The organism is Thalassospira sp. A3_1, from assembly GCF_017744215.1.
In the GTDB taxonomy this organism is placed as follows: domain Bacteria; phylum Pseudomonadota; class Alphaproteobacteria; order Rhodospirillales; family Thalassospiraceae; genus Thalassospira; species Thalassospira lucentensis_A.
In genome coordinates this window covers 46,435-61,792 of the sequence record NZ_JAGHQQ010000001.1, presented here as the reverse complement: position 1 = coordinate 61,792, position 15,358 = coordinate 46,435, and the positions used below count along the sequence as shown (strand labels likewise).

General features: G+C 55.8%; 12 protein-coding genes. 10 read left to right on the top strand and 2 right to left on the bottom strand.

Annotated features, from left to right (window positions below):
• Window positions 1-53: 53 nt before the first annotated feature.
• The 8 genes from J7395_RS00280 to J7395_RS00245 all read left to right on the top strand — a co-directional run bounded on the left by J7395_RS00280 (window position 54) and on the right by J7395_RS00245 (window position 10,230).
• Window positions 54-1,214, top strand: coding sequence for a helix-turn-helix domain-containing protein (locus J7395_RS00280; RefSeq protein WP_209220182.1), 1,161 nt, complete (start codon window positions 54-56; stop codon window positions 1,212-1,214).
• Between the two features lie 180 nt (window positions 1,215-1,394).
• A complete protein-coding gene (gene ispG / locus J7395_RS00275) occupies window positions 1,395-2,519 on the top strand; it encodes a flavodoxin-dependent (E)-4-hydroxy-3-methylbut-2-enyl-diphosphate synthase (RefSeq protein WP_062953387.1) in 1,125 nt (374 codons plus the stop codon).
• A 126-nt stretch (window positions 2,520-2,645) separates the two neighbouring features.
• The gene (gene hisS / locus J7395_RS00270) at window positions 2,646-3,887 is read left to right on the top strand and encodes a histidine--tRNA ligase (protein WP_209220181.1); all 1,242 of its coding nucleotides are present in this window, start codon (window positions 2,646-2,648) and stop codon (window positions 3,885-3,887) included.
• Between the two features lie 7 nt (window positions 3,888-3,894).
• Window positions 3,895-5,244 (top strand): glutamyl-tRNA reductase, encoded by a 1,350-nt coding sequence (hemA, locus tag J7395_RS00265; protein WP_097053014.1) that lies wholly within the window; start codon window positions 3,895-3,897, stop codon window positions 5,242-5,244.
• Window positions 5,241-6,323: a peptide chain release factor 1 gene (gene prfA, locus J7395_RS00260; RefSeq protein WP_062953390.1), complete on the top strand. Its 1,083-nt coding sequence runs from the start codon at window positions 5,241-5,243 to the stop codon at window positions 6,321-6,323. The genes hemA and prfA overlap by 4 nt, the downstream gene beginning before the upstream one ends.
• A 4-nt stretch (window positions 6,324-6,327) precedes the next feature.
• Window positions 6,328-7,248, top strand: coding sequence for a peptide chain release factor N(5)-glutamine methyltransferase (gene prmC / locus J7395_RS00255; RefSeq protein WP_209220180.1), 921 nt, complete (start codon window positions 6,328-6,330; stop codon window positions 7,246-7,248).
• 290 nt (window positions 7,249-7,538) lie between these two features.
• Window positions 7,539-8,366: a DUF4167 domain-containing protein gene (locus J7395_RS00250; RefSeq protein ID WP_247741905.1), complete on the top strand. Its 828-nt coding sequence runs from the start codon at window positions 7,539-7,541 to the stop codon at window positions 8,364-8,366.
• Between the two features lie 280 nt (window positions 8,367-8,646).
• Window positions 8,647-10,230, top strand: a complete 1,584-nt coding sequence (locus J7395_RS00245) for a type IV secretory system conjugative DNA transfer family protein (protein ID WP_247741904.1) — start codon at window positions 8,647-8,649, stop codon at window positions 10,228-10,230.
• 29 nt (window positions 10,231-10,259) lie between these two features.
• Here J7395_RS00245 and J7395_RS00240 read toward each other — a convergent pair whose 3' ends face one another.
• Window positions 10,260-11,030, bottom strand: coding sequence for an MOSC domain-containing protein (locus J7395_RS00240; RefSeq protein ID WP_209220178.1), 771 nt, complete (start codon window positions 11,028-11,030; stop codon window positions 10,260-10,262).
• Window positions 11,031-11,415: 385 nt separating this feature from the next.
• Between J7395_RS00240 and clpB the strand changes: the two genes are divergently transcribed.
• Window positions 11,416-14,007: an ATP-dependent chaperone ClpB gene (gene clpB, locus J7395_RS00235; protein ID WP_209220177.1), complete on the top strand. Its 2,592-nt coding sequence runs from the start codon at window positions 11,416-11,418 to the stop codon at window positions 14,005-14,007.
• A 116-nt stretch (window positions 14,008-14,123) separates the two neighbouring features.
• Window positions 14,124-14,930, top strand: coding sequence for a DUF4197 domain-containing protein (locus J7395_RS00230; RefSeq protein ID WP_247741903.1), 807 nt, complete (start codon window positions 14,124-14,126; stop codon window positions 14,928-14,930).
• A gap of 4 nt (window positions 14,931-14,934) precedes the next feature.
• Here the strand turns inward: J7395_RS00230 and J7395_RS00225 are convergent, their stop codons facing one another.
• Entirely contained in the window at window positions 14,935-15,357 is a 423-nt protein-coding gene (locus J7395_RS00225) for an ATP-binding protein (protein WP_209220175.1), read from the bottom strand.
• Window position 15,358: the final 1 nt, after the last annotated feature.

The following is a 15,358-nucleotide window of genomic DNA, read 5'->3' as shown; positions in this document are numbered from 1 at the left end:
GGCGCTTGCGTTTCAGGCCGTTGCCTGGAAATGGGCCGTCAAATGACATCAAAATGGAAGCAGATAACGGCTATTCATCGGATCAGGCCGAAGTAGGGCGTCTTTTGCGCCACACCAGGAACAATCTTGGTCAGAGCGTCGAAGACGTTTGCCGTTTGCTGCGTATCCGCAAGATTTATATCGAGGCGATCGAGAACAGCGATTATTCGGTGTTGCCCGGTGGCCCGTATGGCTTGGGCTTTATCAAAGCCTATGCCGAACATCTCGGACTGGACGGGGCAGAAATCGTGCGGCGTTTCCGCGCGGAGAGCAACGCGCCCGCAGCCCGGACCGAACTTAGTTTCCCTAAACCTGTTCAGGAAAGCCGCGTCCCCGGTGGGGCGGTCCTTCTGATTGCGGCATTGCTTGGTATCGGCGCCTATGGTGGCTGGTACTATCTGTCGAGCCAGGGCAAAACCATCGCCGATCTGGTTGATCCGTTGCCCGAACGACTGGCAAGCTATACCTCAGGCGGCGAACAGGCCGTTCCGGAACGCAATCTGGAAAATGCGGCTGATGCCCGTGCGGCAGAAGTTGGACCTTCGGCCTCTGCTCCGACCGGGGAAACCGCCGAGACGGCAGAAGCACCGGCGGAGCCAGCCGATACCCCTGTGATTGCACAGCAGGAACCCGCAGCATCAACCGACACAGCCGAAACCGCAGCAGCCCCGCAAGTGGTTGAGACGCCGTCGGCCGAAGTTGCCGAAGCACCGGCAGAAGCCGCGGCACCGGTCGAAACACCGGCAGCCGCGCCAGAGGTTGCGGCCGAGGCGCCTGCACCTGCGTCCGAAACGGCAGCACAGACACCGGCAGCACCGGCAGCAGAAACTGCCGCCGTTCCGGCAGCGCCAGAAGTTGACGAAGTCGGCGGCGGACGTGTTTTCGGGGCGGTCAATGTTGACAGCCGTGTCACCATTGAGGCGGTTGAAACCAGCTGGGTGCGTATTCGCGAAGGCGATGGCAACATCCTGCTGACCCGGATGCTGAGCGCAGGCGACACGTATCGCGTTCCGAACAAGGACGGCCTGATGCTTGAAGTAGGCAATGCAGGCGCACTGACCTATAGCGTCGATGGCAAGGAAGCCCTGCCGGTCGGTGATTACGGTGCGGTGATCTCGGATTTCTCGCTTGATGTTGAAGCCCTTGAAGGTACGGCACCGGCGACGGCACAGTAAGGATGTCTGCCACCCTTGTGATGGCGTCACCCCTGATTTTCGAAAAAGCGGCCTGATATGGCCGCTTTTTTTATGACAGCTTTGCAAAATCTGACGGAAAAACCGTAAGGCAACGGTTTCTAATTAGCCCCTGATAAGCTATATAGTCGGCCAGAGACACAGATTTGCTTGGAACCGGAAATGAGCGTCCGCCCTTATCGAGATATTGAACGCCGCAAAAGCCGCAAAATCCGCGTTGGTAATGTGGAAGTTGGTGGAGACGCGCCGATCTCGGTGCAGTCGATGACGAACACCCTGACCACCGATGTTGCGGCAACCGTGGATCAGATTTTGCGCCTTGAAGAAGCAGGTGCCGATATTGTTCGTGTTTCCTGCCCGGATCGGGAATCGACCGCGGCGCTTAAAGACATCATCAAGCAGGTGCATGTCCCGATCGTTGCCGATATCCATTTCCATTACAAACGTGCGATCGAAGCCGCCGAAGCTGGTGCAGCGTGCCTGCGGATCAACCCGGGTAATATCGGATCGACAGAACGCGTGCGCGAGGTCGTAAAGGCGGCCAAGGACCACGGCTGTTCGATGCGTATCGGGGTTAATGCCGGGTCGCTCGAAAAGGAATTGCTGGAACGTTACGGCGAACCCTGCCCGGAGGCGATGGTCGAAAGCGCGCTGAACCACGCTAAAATCCTTGAAGATCAGGATTTCTACGAGTTCAAGATTTCGGTCAAGGCATCCGATGTGTTCCTTGCGGTTGCCGCCTATTACGGCCTGGCCGAAGCATGTGACTATCCGCTGCATCTGGGCATTACCGAGGCCGGTGGCCTGCGCGGCGGTACGGTGAAATCAGCAATTGGAATGGGCAATCTTCTGTGGGCCGGTATCGGCGATACGTTGCGCGTGTCGCTGTCAGCCGACCCGGTCGAGGAAATCCATGTCGGGTATGATATTCTGAAATCGCTTGGCCTTCGGACCCGCGGTGTGCAGATCATTTCCTGCCCGTCCTGCGCGCGTCAGGGGTTTAATGTGGTTGATACGGTGGCCGAGCTTGAAAAACGGTTGGCCCACATTTCAACCCCGATTTCGCTGTCGATCATTGGCTGCATCGTCAATGGCCCGGGCGAGGCCCGCGAAACCGATATCGGGCTTACCGGTGGTGGTGGTGGCAACCACAAAATGTATATCTCCGGCCGTCCCGATCACAATATCAGCACCGAAAAAATGGTCGACCATATCGTCGAACTGGTCGAGGAACGCGCGGCCAAGATCGAAGCCGAAGAAGCCGCAAAGTTGGCCGCGGCGGAATAGCTTAGCAGAATTGACGAATTTTGGCTTTCCGCCGTCCGGGCGGAAAGCTATTTTCATGTTCACATGAATTTGCGTTGATCGTTTTGGCGCAAATATCTGGAATTCAAGTTAGATCGGAGACCCAAAGTGGCATCGCTTCAACCCGTCCGTGGCACGCATGACCTTCTGCCTGAACAGAACCGTCTGCAGGATCATATCGCGCAGGTCGCGCGCGACATCGGCGAGTTGTATGGCTACCATCGTATGTCCACGCCGATCTTCGAATTTACCGAGGTCTTTGCCCGGACCCTTGGCGATACATCCGATGTCGTGACCAAGGAAATGTATACCTTCGAGGATCGCGGTGGCGAACAGATCACGCTGCGCCCCGAAGGAACGGCTGGCATTGCGCGTGCCTATATCTCGAACGGCATGCAGCAGATGTCCCCGGTCAAGGTTTCCTATTACGGGCCGATGTTCCGTTATGAACGCCCGCAGAAAGGCCGCCAGCGCCAGTTCCACCAGATCGGCGCGGAGCTTCTGGGCGTCGAGCAGGTCGCAGGTGATATCGAAATGATCGCCTATGGTGCGCATATCCTTAAGTCTCTTGGCCTGTGGGACAGCATCACGCTGGAGCTTAACACCCTCGGCGATCCGCAAAGCAGGGCAGCGTATCGCGACGTTCTTGTTGATTATTTCAAGGGACATTTCGACAAGCTGTCGGAAGACAGCCGGGCACGCCTCGAAAAGAACCCGCTGCGTATCCTTGATTCCAAGGATGAAGGAGACCGGGAACTGGTTGCAAATGCACCGTTATTTGCCGAATATCTGAACGAACACAGTCAGGAATTCTTCAAGTCGCTGACTGGCGGGCTTGGCGATATCGGTATCGGATATGAACTGAATCCGCGTCTGGTGCGTGGTCTGGATTATTATTGCCACACCTGTTTCGAGTTCACGACCAACACCCTTGGCGCACAGGGAACCGTGATGGCCGGTGGCCGTTATGATGGCCTGATTTCGACCATGGGTGGCCCGCAGACGGCCGGTGTTGGCTGGGCGGCTGGTGTTGAACGCCTGGCTCTGATGGTCGGCGAAGCCCCGGCCGGACTGCGTCCGATTGCATTGATCCCGATGGGGGATGCGGCCGAGGCACGATGCCGTACACTCGCACAGACATTGCGCGAAACCGGTATTGCGGTCGAGCTCGGCTATGCCGGGAACATGAAAAAACGCATGAAGCGCGCGGACAAGGCAAATGCCCGTCTCGCGGTTATCCTTGGCGATGACGAACTGGCAAAGGGCGTCGCCCAGCTTCGCGACCTTGACAGTGGTGAACAGCAGGAAATCGCGCTTGATCAGCTTGCGGGCGTAATCGGCAAAAGGTAAGTGCAGGGTGACAGACGCATTCCCGCGTGAAGAAGCCGGAGACTGGCCGCTGGATCGCCTGATGGTGATCGGGACCAATCATCGGCGCTCCAGCGAGGATACGCGTGATCGTCTGTTCATCGACGAGGCCCGCCTGCCTCAGTTCCTGTCGGCGATTTTGCAGGCTCGCTTGGGGCAGGCGATTGTGGTTTCGACCTGTAACCGTACCGAAATCCATTTGCTGGCGTCGGATGCGGAACGCGGCCGGGAACGGCTGATTGATCTTCTGGCCCTTTGGGCGGATATCGATCGCGACAGGCTGGCAAGCGAGCTTTACATCCGGTCCGGGCGCGACGCGTTGCGCCATGTTTTTGCGGTTGCGGCGTCTCTCGACAGTCTGGTGATCGGCGAACCCGAAGTATTCGGGCAGGTCAAGGATGCCCATCGGATCGCGCGGCATCACAAGCTTGTCGGGCGCGAGTTGGAACTGGTGTATCAGACGGCCTATGCCATTTCCAAAAAGGTCCGAAGCCAGACTGGCATCGGGCAGGGCGCGGTTTCGATTGCGGCGGCGGCACAATCCGTTGCACGCGACCTGCATGGCGATATTGCCAATTGCACGCTGCTTCTGGCCGGTGCGGGGGATATGGGTGAACTGATTGCCGCGTCCCTTGCCGAACGCGGCATGGGACGGGTGTTGGTCACCGACCGGTTGGCCGCCCGGGCACGTCTTGTCGCGCGCAGACTTGATTGCCATTGGTCTGAACTTGAAGACCTTGATCGTCTGCTGGCCGAGGCCGATATGGTCCTGACCGCTGGGGGATCGCGCCGCTATATCATTGACAAGGCACGCGCTCTGGATGCGATCAAGCGCCGACGTTATCGCCCGATCCTGATGATCGATACGGCGGTTCCCGGTGATATCGATCCGCAGGTCGACGAGATCGCCGAGGTGTTTTTCTATCGGCTGGACGATCTTGAAAAGATTGCCGCCGAGGGGCGCGGCGGGCGCGAGGAAAAGGCCGACGAGGCCTGGGCGCTGATTGAGGAAGAGGTCGAGCATTTCGTTCGCGTGCGGGCCGAACGTGCCGCCATCCCGGCGATGGCGGATTTAAGGGCGCATTTCGAAACCGTTCGCAACGATGCCTTGCGCGAAAGCCACGGCGATGCCGAAAAAGCGACCCGGCTTCTGATCAATCGGTTGTTGCATACGCCTACCCAAGCGCTTAAAGACCTTGCGGCAACCACCGACGGTGCCGGAACGGTCGAATGGATGAAAGCCCAAAAGCTTTTGACGCGTCTGTTCGCGTTGCAGTCCGGTTCGAATGCCAGCAAAGCCGAAGATAATGATGAAACCCCGAAGGAGGACAAAGAGTGAGTCTGGACCCCGGTAAACTTGATGGCGTTGTACGCCGGTTCGACGAACTCAAATCCCTGCTGTCGGGCGGGGCGACGGATGGTGACTCGTTTGCCAAACTGTCGCGCGAATATGCCGAACTTTCCCCGATTGTTGATGCGGTCGAGAAGGTAAAAAAGCTTCGTGCCGATCTGGAGGGCGCGCAGGAAATCCTTGACGATGCCGGGTCTGATCGCGACATGCGTGAAATGGCCGAAGCCGAGAAATATGAAATCCTCGACGAATTGCCCAAGGCCGAGCACGAAGTGAAGCTGATGCTTCTGCCCAAGGATGACGCGGACGAAAAGAACGCCATCCTTGAAATTCGCGCCGGTACCGGCGGCGAGGAAGCCGCACTTTTTGCCGCCGATCTGTATCGCATGTATCAGCGTTATGCGGAAAACCGTGGCTGGAAGTTCGAGCAGATGGACGCCAACGAAAATGACCTTGGCGGATACAAGGAAGTGATCGTCAACGTATCGGGTGCAGGTGTGTTCGCGCGCCTGAAATTCGAAAGTGGCGTGCACCGGGTTCAGCGTGTTCCTGTGACCGAGGGCGGCGGGCGTATTCATACGTCGGCGGCAACGGTCGCCGTTCTTCCCGAGGCAGAAGAAGTCGATATTCATATCGACCCGAAAGATTTGCGGATTGATACCTATCGTTCGCAAGGGGCCGGTGGCCAGCACGTTAACACCACGGACAGTGCGGTGCGTATTACCCACATTCCAACCGGCGTGGTCGCCGCGAGCCAGGAAGCAAAATCGCAGCACAAGAATAAGGAAAAGGCGATGAAGATGCTGCTTTCGCGCCTGTATGATCAGGAACGCGAAAGCAAGGACAGTGCACGTGCGGCCGATCGCAAATCACAGGTCGGTTCAGGTGATCGTTCGGAACGTATCCGGACCTATAACTTCCCGCAGGGACGTGTATCGGATCATCGCATCAACCTGACCCTTTATCGACTGGATGATTTCATCACCGGCGGGCCGTCGGTCGATGAAATGATTGATGCCCTGATTGCCGAAGATCAGGCGCAGAAACTGGCCGAGATCGAGAATTGATCCGATGACGGCAGACAATGCCAGCACGAAAGACAATGCGCTAACCCTTGGTGCTTTGATGGCCGAGGCGGTTGGCGCTCTGCGTGATGCCGGTATTGAAAATGCCCGAATGGACGCCCGTATTCTTTTGTCCGATGCCGCCGGTGTCGATGGCAGCCGGATTGCTGCGTGGCCGGAAGACGCGGTGGGGGCAGATGCCGTTGCAAAGTTCCGCGACATGGTTGCGCGTCGCCTGAGGTATGAGCCGGTATCGCGTATTCTGGGAGTGCGGGATTTCTGGCGGCATAGTTTCAGGCTTTCGCCCGAAACGCTTGACCCGCGACCGGACAGCGAGACGATTGTTGAGCTGGCGCTGGACTGGCTCGAAGATGCAGATGCACCAACGGTTCTTGATTTCGGAACGGGCACCGGGTGCCTTTTGCTGTCGATCATTGGCGATTTGCAAAATGCAAGCGGACTTGGCGTTGATATCAGCGAGGGCGCGGTTGCCTGCGCGCGCGAAAATGCCCAGCGTCTTGATTTTGCCGATCAGGTTGAGTTCCGTGTTTCTGACTGGGACAGTGCGATTACGGACGGGGAACGCCAGACCGGATTTGATCTGGTGGTGTCTAATCCGCCCTATATCACACAGGCCGATATGGAAACACTGTCGCCGGAAGTACGCGAATATGATCCGCGTCTGGCACTGACGGACGAAGGCGACGGACTTGGGGCGTATCGTATTCTGTCACAGGTGGCGTTTTCCCTCGTCAAACCGGCCGGGTTTGTGATTTTTGAAATCGGACAGGGACAGGAAGAAGACGTTGCCCGCCTTTTGGTTGAGGCCGGTTTTGTCGGTGTAGAATATCGCGAAGACCTAGGCGGGATCGTGCGCTGTGTTGCGGCCAAAAAGACCCGTTGCTCGGTCGGGCGCTGTGTGATCTGACCGATCTGCCACGTCATTGCAAAAAAAATACGGGCATTGAAAAAAACAGTTGGAATAAGGCGTCAAGCCATATAGGTTGTTTTTACGGGCCGGGTGCCCGACGCGCTATGAAAGCGCCGTGTTCCCCTGTAAACAGTAATGAATCTCCGTTCCCTTCAAGGTCTTCGGTGGGTTTGTCCTAGTGCCGTTTGACCGGTACTGTTTAGCGGGAAATATGTTTTTCAGACGGAGTGGTTCCGGGATTCCTAGATGAATCCGGATTTGTCCTTCAACACCAAAGACATGTTGATATGAGAAATAACAACAACAACAACAATAATAAGCGTCCGCGCGGACGGCAGCAGCCGAATAAACGTCCTGTAAATCCGAAATTTCAGACTTTTGACAGTAACGGTCCGGACGGGCGCGTTCGTGGAAACGCCCAGCAGGTTTACGAAAAATATGTTTCGCTGGCCAAGGATTGCACTGACGATCCGGTTCTTGCTGAAAACTATTACCAGCATGCGGAACACTATCATCGTATTTTGCAGGCCGCGATTGACTGGGAAAACCAGCGTCGCGAAGAGCGTGGCGACAATAATAACCCGCGCCCGCAGCGTAATGATCGCAACGACCGGAATGATCGGGGTAACAATCGCCCGAACCGTGACGAGCGTAGCGAAAACCAGAATGGCGATGACAGCAACGATAACTCTGTCAGCCAGGATGACGTTGCGGCATCGGCAGATAATACGTCGAATGATACTGGCAACAATTCGTCCGATGGCAATGACGTTGCCGCTTCTGCCGCTGCTTCTTCCGCAGACAGCAACGATGGCGATGCTGCACCGGTAAAGCGTGCACCGCGTGCGCGCCGTGCTGCACCGCGTGGTCGCCCACCAAAGGCGGCGTCCGAAGACAGCGACCAGCCGTCTTTGGATATAGGGCCAGCTGACAATGCTGATACTGACACATCGGCGGACAGTGAAGAAAAGAAACCGCGTAAAGCCGCTGCCGGAACAAGCCGCACACGCGGTCGTCATCCGACAGCCCGTCGTGGCCGCAGCCGTGCTGCCGGTCGTGAGGACGGCGAAGAAGGCTCAAGCGAAGATAAATCGGCGGAAACTGTTTCTGCCTGATCCTTTGCGTTGCCGCGATTACAACAGACCCCGCCGGAGAAATCCCGCGGGGTTTGTTGTTTTCTGTTTTTGAAAAACAGCGTTGCGACTGTTTTGTTTGCCGGACTGTCAACTGGACTTCTTGATGTGAAACTGCCCGTCCATAAATAGGTAATATGGTGCAACTTGCGATTTTAACTGATATCACTTGATGGTAACGGAGCCTGCTGGCGGGGCGGAAGGACTGAGAATGCAATGGGGTCACTTCGCCAAAAGACAGGTAAACATTCTTGGGGGTTGAATGATGGGAACAGGTTTGTTCCGGGTCGTCATGGTGCTGTTGTGGGCGCTTGGTGCGATGGTTGTCACTCTTGGTGTGTTTAACGGTGACTATGAACTGGCTTTACTGGGGGCTGTCTGTTTTATCATCCCAATGTTCCTGCCGCTGATTGTTATCGTCCTTAATCGTCTGCAATCGTCGCCGTCCAATAAAAAGCAATCCGTTTCGCCAATGCAGGCCGCACGAATGAAGGCCGAAGGCCAGTGGGCGAAGGCAGAAGACCTTGACGCTCGCAAGCTTCTTGATCCCAAGCCGTCAATCGTTCTCGGACGCTGGGGAACGGAGAAAAGGTTGATCGGCTCATCGGGACTGCGTCGGGTAATCACATTTTCCAGCAAACCCGAAGAATATTACCGCGCCTCGGCAGAGCCGAACGCTTTGCTGCATACTGGTGCGCTGTTTGTTTATGAACGTCATGGCAGCATTTATCGCGCCGTGCAGGATCGCCGCAAAAAGTTGGGGCAACGGGTTATTCTGATTGATCCGCATGGTCAGGCTGGGGCGGAAACCGATCAGTTCAATCCTTGCGATTTCATGCGCCAGCAGGGCGAAGGGCTGATTGCGGATGCCGGGCTAATTGCCGATACATTGCTGGCGCCGGTCTTTGTTCAGGAACTTGACGAACAGGAAACCCGTGCGGCACGTACTCTTTTGCAGGGATTCATCGTTTACACCATGCAAAAGAGCCTGAAAGAAAACAGAAGCCTTGCCGAGGTCCGGCGCAATCTGGTGATGCCGTCTCATCGGTTTTATAAAATCCTTGAGGAACTGATGGGAATCGAGTCTGCCGATGGCAGGATTTCCGATATTGCCCTGACCATTCTTGATATGACCGAGGACCAGCGTCTGTCGATTATCGAAGCATGTCGCATGGCAACAGCAGATTTCGACAATCCCGCGATTGCACGGGTTGTGGGCAACAGCACGTTTGGCATTGATGATCTGACCGGTCGGCCCGTATCGATTTTCATTGTTGGGCAGATGGGTGGGGAAACACCCGACACCCAGACTGCATTCAGCCGGGTGATGATTGGCGCCATGATGCAGCTTATTACCCGTCGCGACTGGAAAAGCGGGGATGCGGAGTTTCTGGTGCTGTTTGACGGGATCGAGGCGATTGGCCGCATGCCGTTGTTTGAACGTCTTTTGGGCGGCGGGCTTGGCGATGGCATGATCATCTGGCCCGGTTTTTCCGGTGTCAGTGGCCTGATGGATGTTTGCCTGAACTGGGAAAATGTTGTCGGGCGGGCGGATGCGATTTCGGTGCTCAGCCAGGATGGCGCTTTCAACCTCGACTGGGTTTCCGGACTGACAGCGATGTCGAAGTTTGACGATACCGGTGGCGGTGCAAGTGGTGACCGGCCGGTGCATTTGCGACCACAGGACAATCAGCCTATCCTGCGATCAACTGAAGTCGCGCGGTTCCCGGCCGAAGAACAGATACTGTTTCGCAAAGGTGTCCCGCCGATCCGGGCATACCGGATTGACTGGTATCATGACGAGATGTTTCAGGGAATGGCGGTTCACGCCCCGACTTTCAGCTAGCTGACGTCGGAGCGTGACAATCTTGCGTGTCAGTCTTTTATAACGGCAATTTCGTCGCCGGGCCGGATCTGGCCGGAATTGATCGGTTCGACATAAACACCCATGTAAAGGTGGTTCAGCCCCTTCCGCAGCATCAGGGGAACGTTGATATCAGACTCGGCTGTGCCGGGATTGACGCTGGTTGCCTTGCAGCGCGTGATCGGATGGATGACCCGGAAATCAACGCCGTTGATCTGAACGATCTGGCCCTCTTCCCATTTCAGTTCGGCCCACGGCTCAAGCCCGTCAATCAGCAGATTGCCACGAAACCGCATCGGATCGATTTCTTTCTGAACAATACGGTCGCCGAAATCGCGTACCGATGCCAGATTGATGACCGATATATAGGGTTCCTTCATGTCGCCAAAGCTGACATCGGGGACCGAATAGATTTTAGGTGTTCCGGCGGCGTCATTTTTCAGGAATGCCTTCAGGAAGTCCTCGACCACGGTGCGACCCATTTTGTCTTCAAGATTGCCTTTGCAGATTGCACGACCGTTCCGCAGGATCGACAACGTTGTTGTCGCGTCGTCATATTCGATGCCAAGTTCAGCGAGTTTCGGCGTGTTGACCAATTGCAGGAAATTGCTTTTGCGCGCCCATTCATGCACGCCGTCCTGTCCGACCGATGACTGGGTCGCGATGATAAAGCGACGGTCATCCTTCAGCATCTGATGAGCCGTGATGTCGGCAGCAGGCATTTCGATGCCGCTTAGCCCTTTGACCGGGTATCTTTTTATGGCTTTGAGTTCGATAGTCATGGCGTTTGATCCTGTGGGGCGCGGTTATCTGTCGGCAAACGGGGCGGGCCGACAGGCAGGCCAGAAAAATATGAATGGCGACGTTAATGCGTTGTTATCCCGAGGGCAAGACTTCCCGCCAGTTGGCAGACAACAGATTTGGCCAGAATGACAACGCCTTTCGCCGTAATCTTGAATGGTGCCAGAAAATGGTGCTGCGGTGCACAAATAATTCTTGCAACTTTTGTAGGGGTATCGTCTTGCAAAGACCGGGAACTGAGACATATCAAAGACGTCGGCAATAGAATGATTGATAATTTCTATTGTGGATAAAACCACTTAAGGTCGCGGATGCTTCCAAGAAGGTCCGCATGATACGATACTGTTGGCTCAAGGAGTGACAGGCATGGAATTCGAAAAGTTTACGGACCGGTCCAAAGGGTTCCTTCAGGCGGCGCAATCACTGGCGCTACGTGAAAACCATCAGCAATTTGTGCCGATCCATCTTCTGAAAGTGCTGCTTGACGATGAAGAAGGTCTGGCGGCAAATCTTATCAAGGCAGCGGGCGGAAAGCCCAAAACCGCACAGGATCGTTGTGCGCAGGAACTGGCAAAACTGCCCAAGGTTTCGGGCGGTAATGGCCAGATTTATCTATCATCCGAGTTTGCCCGCCTGATCGATCAGGCACAGGAAGTCGCCAAGAAAGCCGGTGACAGCTACGTCACAGCCGAACGGTTGCTTTTGACTATTGCGCTTGATCCAAAATCGGTGGCTGGCAAGGTTCTGGCCGATGCCGGTGTTACCGCACAGGCCCTTAACGGGGCGATCAACGACATCCGTAAGGGCCGCACGGCTGATAGTGCCAGTGCGGAAAGCCAGTATGATGCGCTTAAGAAATACGCGCGTGATCTGACGGCGGCGGCACGCGAGGGCAAGCTTGACCCTGTGATCGGCCGTGACGAAGAAATTCGGCGCGCGATTCAGGTTCTGTCGCGCCGGACAAAAAACAACCCGGTTCTGATCGGCGAGCCCGGCGTGGGTAAGACCGCCATTGCCGAAGGTCTGGCATTGCGCATCGTCAAGGGTGACGTGCCCGAAACGCTCAAGGACAAGAAACTTCTGTCGCTTGATCTTGGTGCGTTGATTGCCGGTGCCAAGTTCCGTGGCGAGTTCGAGGAACGTCTGAAAGCGGTGATGTCCGAGATCGAGGCCGAGGCGGGGCAGATCGTTCTGTTCATTGATGAATTGCACACGCTGGTCGGGGCCGGAAAGGCCGAGGGATCGATGGATGCCTCCAACCTTCTGAAACCGGCACTGGCGCGCGGCGAACTTCACTGCGTTGGGGCGACAACCCTGGACGAATATCGCCAGCATATTGAAAAGGACGCGGCACTTGCCCGTCGTTTCCAGCCGGTGTTTGTCTCCGAACCAAGCGTTTCAGACACGGTTTCGATCCTGCGCGGTATCAAGGAAAAGTACGAACTTCATCACGGTGTGCGTATTGCCGATAATGCGCTGGTTGCGGCGGCAACCCTGTCGAACCGATACATCACGGACCGTTTCCTGCCTGACAAGGCAATTGACCTTATGGATGAGTCGGCATCGCGTCTTCGGATGGAACTTGATTCCAAGCCCGAAGAAATCGACGAACTTGATCGCCGCATCATTCAGCTAAAGATCGAGCGCGAAGCCCTTAAAAAAGAGGAAGACCGGGCATCGAAAGATCGTCTGGGTCGTCTTGACAAGGAACTGGCCGAGCTTGAAGGAAAATCGGCGGAACTGACCGCGAAATGGGAAGCCCAAAAAAAGGAACTGGCGGCATCGACCCATATCAAGGAACAGCTTGATCAGGCACGCGGCGAACTTGAACGTGCGATGCGTGACGGGCGGCTCGACCGTGCGGGACAGCTTCAATATGAAGAAATCCCTGCACTGGAACGGTTGCTTGAAAAGGCCGAAGACGATCAGGCCGACGGCATGAAAGAAGAAGCGGTGACTGAAAAGCACATTGCTTCGGTCGTGTCGCGCTGGACGGGTATTCCGGTCGACAAGATGCTGGAAGGCGAACGTGAAAAGCTGCTGGGGATGGAAGACATCCTGCGCAAACGCGTCGTTGGTCAGGATGAAGCCGTTCGGTCGATCTCGAATGCGGTACGGCGTGCACGTGCCGGGTTGCAGGATCCGAACCGGCCGATGGGATCGTTCCTGTTCCTTGGTCCGACCGGTGTTGGTAAAACCGAATTGACCAAGGCGCTTGCGCAGTTCCTGTTTGATGATGAACAGGCCATGGTCCGCATTGATATGTCGGAATTCATGGAAAAGCATGCGGTGGCACGCCTGATCGGTGCGCCTCCGGGCTATGTCGGGTACGAGGAAGGCGGTTCGCTGACCGAGGCGGTGCGGCGTCGTCCCTATCAGGTGGTTCTGTTTGACGAGGTCGAAAAAGCCCACCCCGATGTGTTCAACGTTCTGTTGCAGGTCCTTGACGAAGGTCGTTTGACTGACGGGCAGGGACGTACGGTCGACTTCCGCAATACGCTGATTATCCTGACCTCGAACTTGGGGGCCGACATTCTGGCCAATCAGGAAGAAGGTCACGACAGCAGCGAATTGCGCAGTCAGGTCATGGAAGTCGTGCGGGCATCGTTCCGTCCGGAATTCCTGAATCGGCTGGATGAAGTCCTTCTGTTCCATCGTTTGAAACGTGCCCAGATGGACACGATTGTCGATATCCAGCTTGGTCGCCTTGAAAAGCTGCTGTTTGATCGCAAGATCACCCTGCAACTCGACGAGTTCGCCAAAAGCTGGCTGGCCGACAAGGGATATGATCCGGTCTATGGTGCGCGCCCGCTTAAACGTGTTGTTCAACGCTATCTGCAAAACCCGCTGGCGATGCAGATCCTTGAAGGAACGGTCAAGGATGGCGATACCATTCCGGTTTCGGCCGAAGGCGGTCAGTTGCTGCTGAATGGCAAGAAAGTCGAACTGGTCGACTGATCTAACAGCCTGAATTTGAAATGTTGCAAAACCCCGGTCATTGATCGGGGTTTTGTCTTTTCAAGGCCATGATCTGCTTGCAGGATGGTGAAAATATCAAAACCAAGGGGACATCCATGCGAGCACAGCCACCGAAATCCACCACCTTTACCCGCCTGATTGTATCAGCCTCTTTTTTGGCTCTGATCGCCGGAATATCGGTCGATGCGTCGGCGCAATCCTTTTTTGACAAGGCCAAGGAAGCACTAGGTAGCGTGACGGGGAACAACACGACCAGCAGCGGTTCGGGCGGCAGTTCGGCATCAATGGCGGGGCTTTCGGACGAAACGGTTTCCGATGCCCTGCGTCAGGCGCTTGATAAGGGGGTTGAGGTTGTCACCACCGATCTTGGCGTGACGGATGGCTTCAATGCTGACCCGGTGGCGCATATTCCGCTGCCTGATAGTGTCAAACATGCGCAATTGTTGCTAAGTGCCGCCGGGCTTGGCAGTTATGGCGAGGAAATTGAATTGCGAATGAACCGCGCCGCCGAACAGACGATGCGGGATGCCGGTGATATTTTGGCCGATGCCGTCAGCAGAATGACGTTGGAAGATGCCAAGGGCATTCTCGACGGGCCGGAAGACGCGGCGACAAAATATCTGTGCCGCGTGTCGGGTGGCGATATCGAAAACAGGTTAAGACCGGTGATTGGCGAAGCATTGGCAGATACCGGCGCGCTGCAGCTTTACGATCAAATGATGGGACAGTACGACACATTGCCGATGGTGCCTGACATCAAGGCATCACTTTCCGATCACGCGACCAACAAGGCGATGGATGGCCTGTTTTATTACATCGCAAAGCAGGAAGCCGATATCCGTAACGACCCGGCGCGCTGGACGACGGATGTTCTCAAAAAGGTCTTCTCGACCGTGAATTGAGCGGCTAGCTATAACGATCGGGAAGCTGTTGCCAGCGTTTGCGCATGGCATCGATTTTATCGTCAGGGACGCCGTGGATATTGCGAAACTGTCCATGGCATTCGATGATCTGTAGGGGCACGTCATGACGTTCTGCCATGTCGAGATAAGCCTGCATCTCCCAGATTTCGCTAAATGTGTTGGAAACAACAACGGCTTGTCCGGTGGATAGATAGGCATCGCATTCAGTTTCGCAGCGTGCATGGACGTCACGCAGTTTTCGACCGTCAAACCGGTAATCGCCGTTGCGGTCCACCATGAACTGATCGGCTTCGAGATGGATGGCGCCGGTCTTTTCGCAAATCATTGTGGCAAGTGTCGATTTCCCTGATCCGGGAAGGCCCCGGATCAGGGTTAATGTCGGTTTTGTCTGCGAATGGTTTGCCATT

Coding starts and splice junctions, on each gene's coding strand:
- J7395_RS00280 (WP_209220182.1), top strand. CDS start 54: ATGGAAGCAGATAACGGCTATTCATCGGATCAGGCCGAAGTAGGGCGT.
- ispG (WP_062953387.1), top strand. CDS start 1,395: ATGAGCGTCCGCCCTTATCGAGATATTGAACGCCGCAAAAGCCGCAAA.
- prmC (WP_209220180.1), top strand. CDS start 6,328: ATGACGGCAGACAATGCCAGCACGAAAGACAATGCGCTAACCCTTGGT.
- J7395_RS00250 (WP_247741905.1), top strand. CDS start 7,539: ATGAGAAATAACAACAACAACAACAATAATAAGCGTCCGCGCGGACGG.
- J7395_RS00245 (WP_247741904.1), top strand. CDS start 8,647: ATGATGGGAACAGGTTTGTTCCGGGTCGTCATGGTGCTGTTGTGGGCG.
- J7395_RS00240 (WP_209220178.1), bottom strand. CDS start 11,030: ATGACTATCGAACTCAAAGCCATAAAAAGATACCCGGTCAAAGGGCTA.
- clpB (WP_209220177.1), top strand. CDS start 11,416: ATGGAATTCGAAAAGTTTACGGACCGGTCCAAAGGGTTCCTTCAGGCG.
- J7395_RS00230 (WP_247741903.1), top strand. CDS start 14,124: ATGCGAGCACAGCCACCGAAATCCACCACCTTTACCCGCCTGATTGTA.
- J7395_RS00225 (WP_209220175.1), bottom strand. CDS start 15,357: ATGGCAAACCATTCGCAGACAAAACCGACATTAACCCTGATCCGGGGC.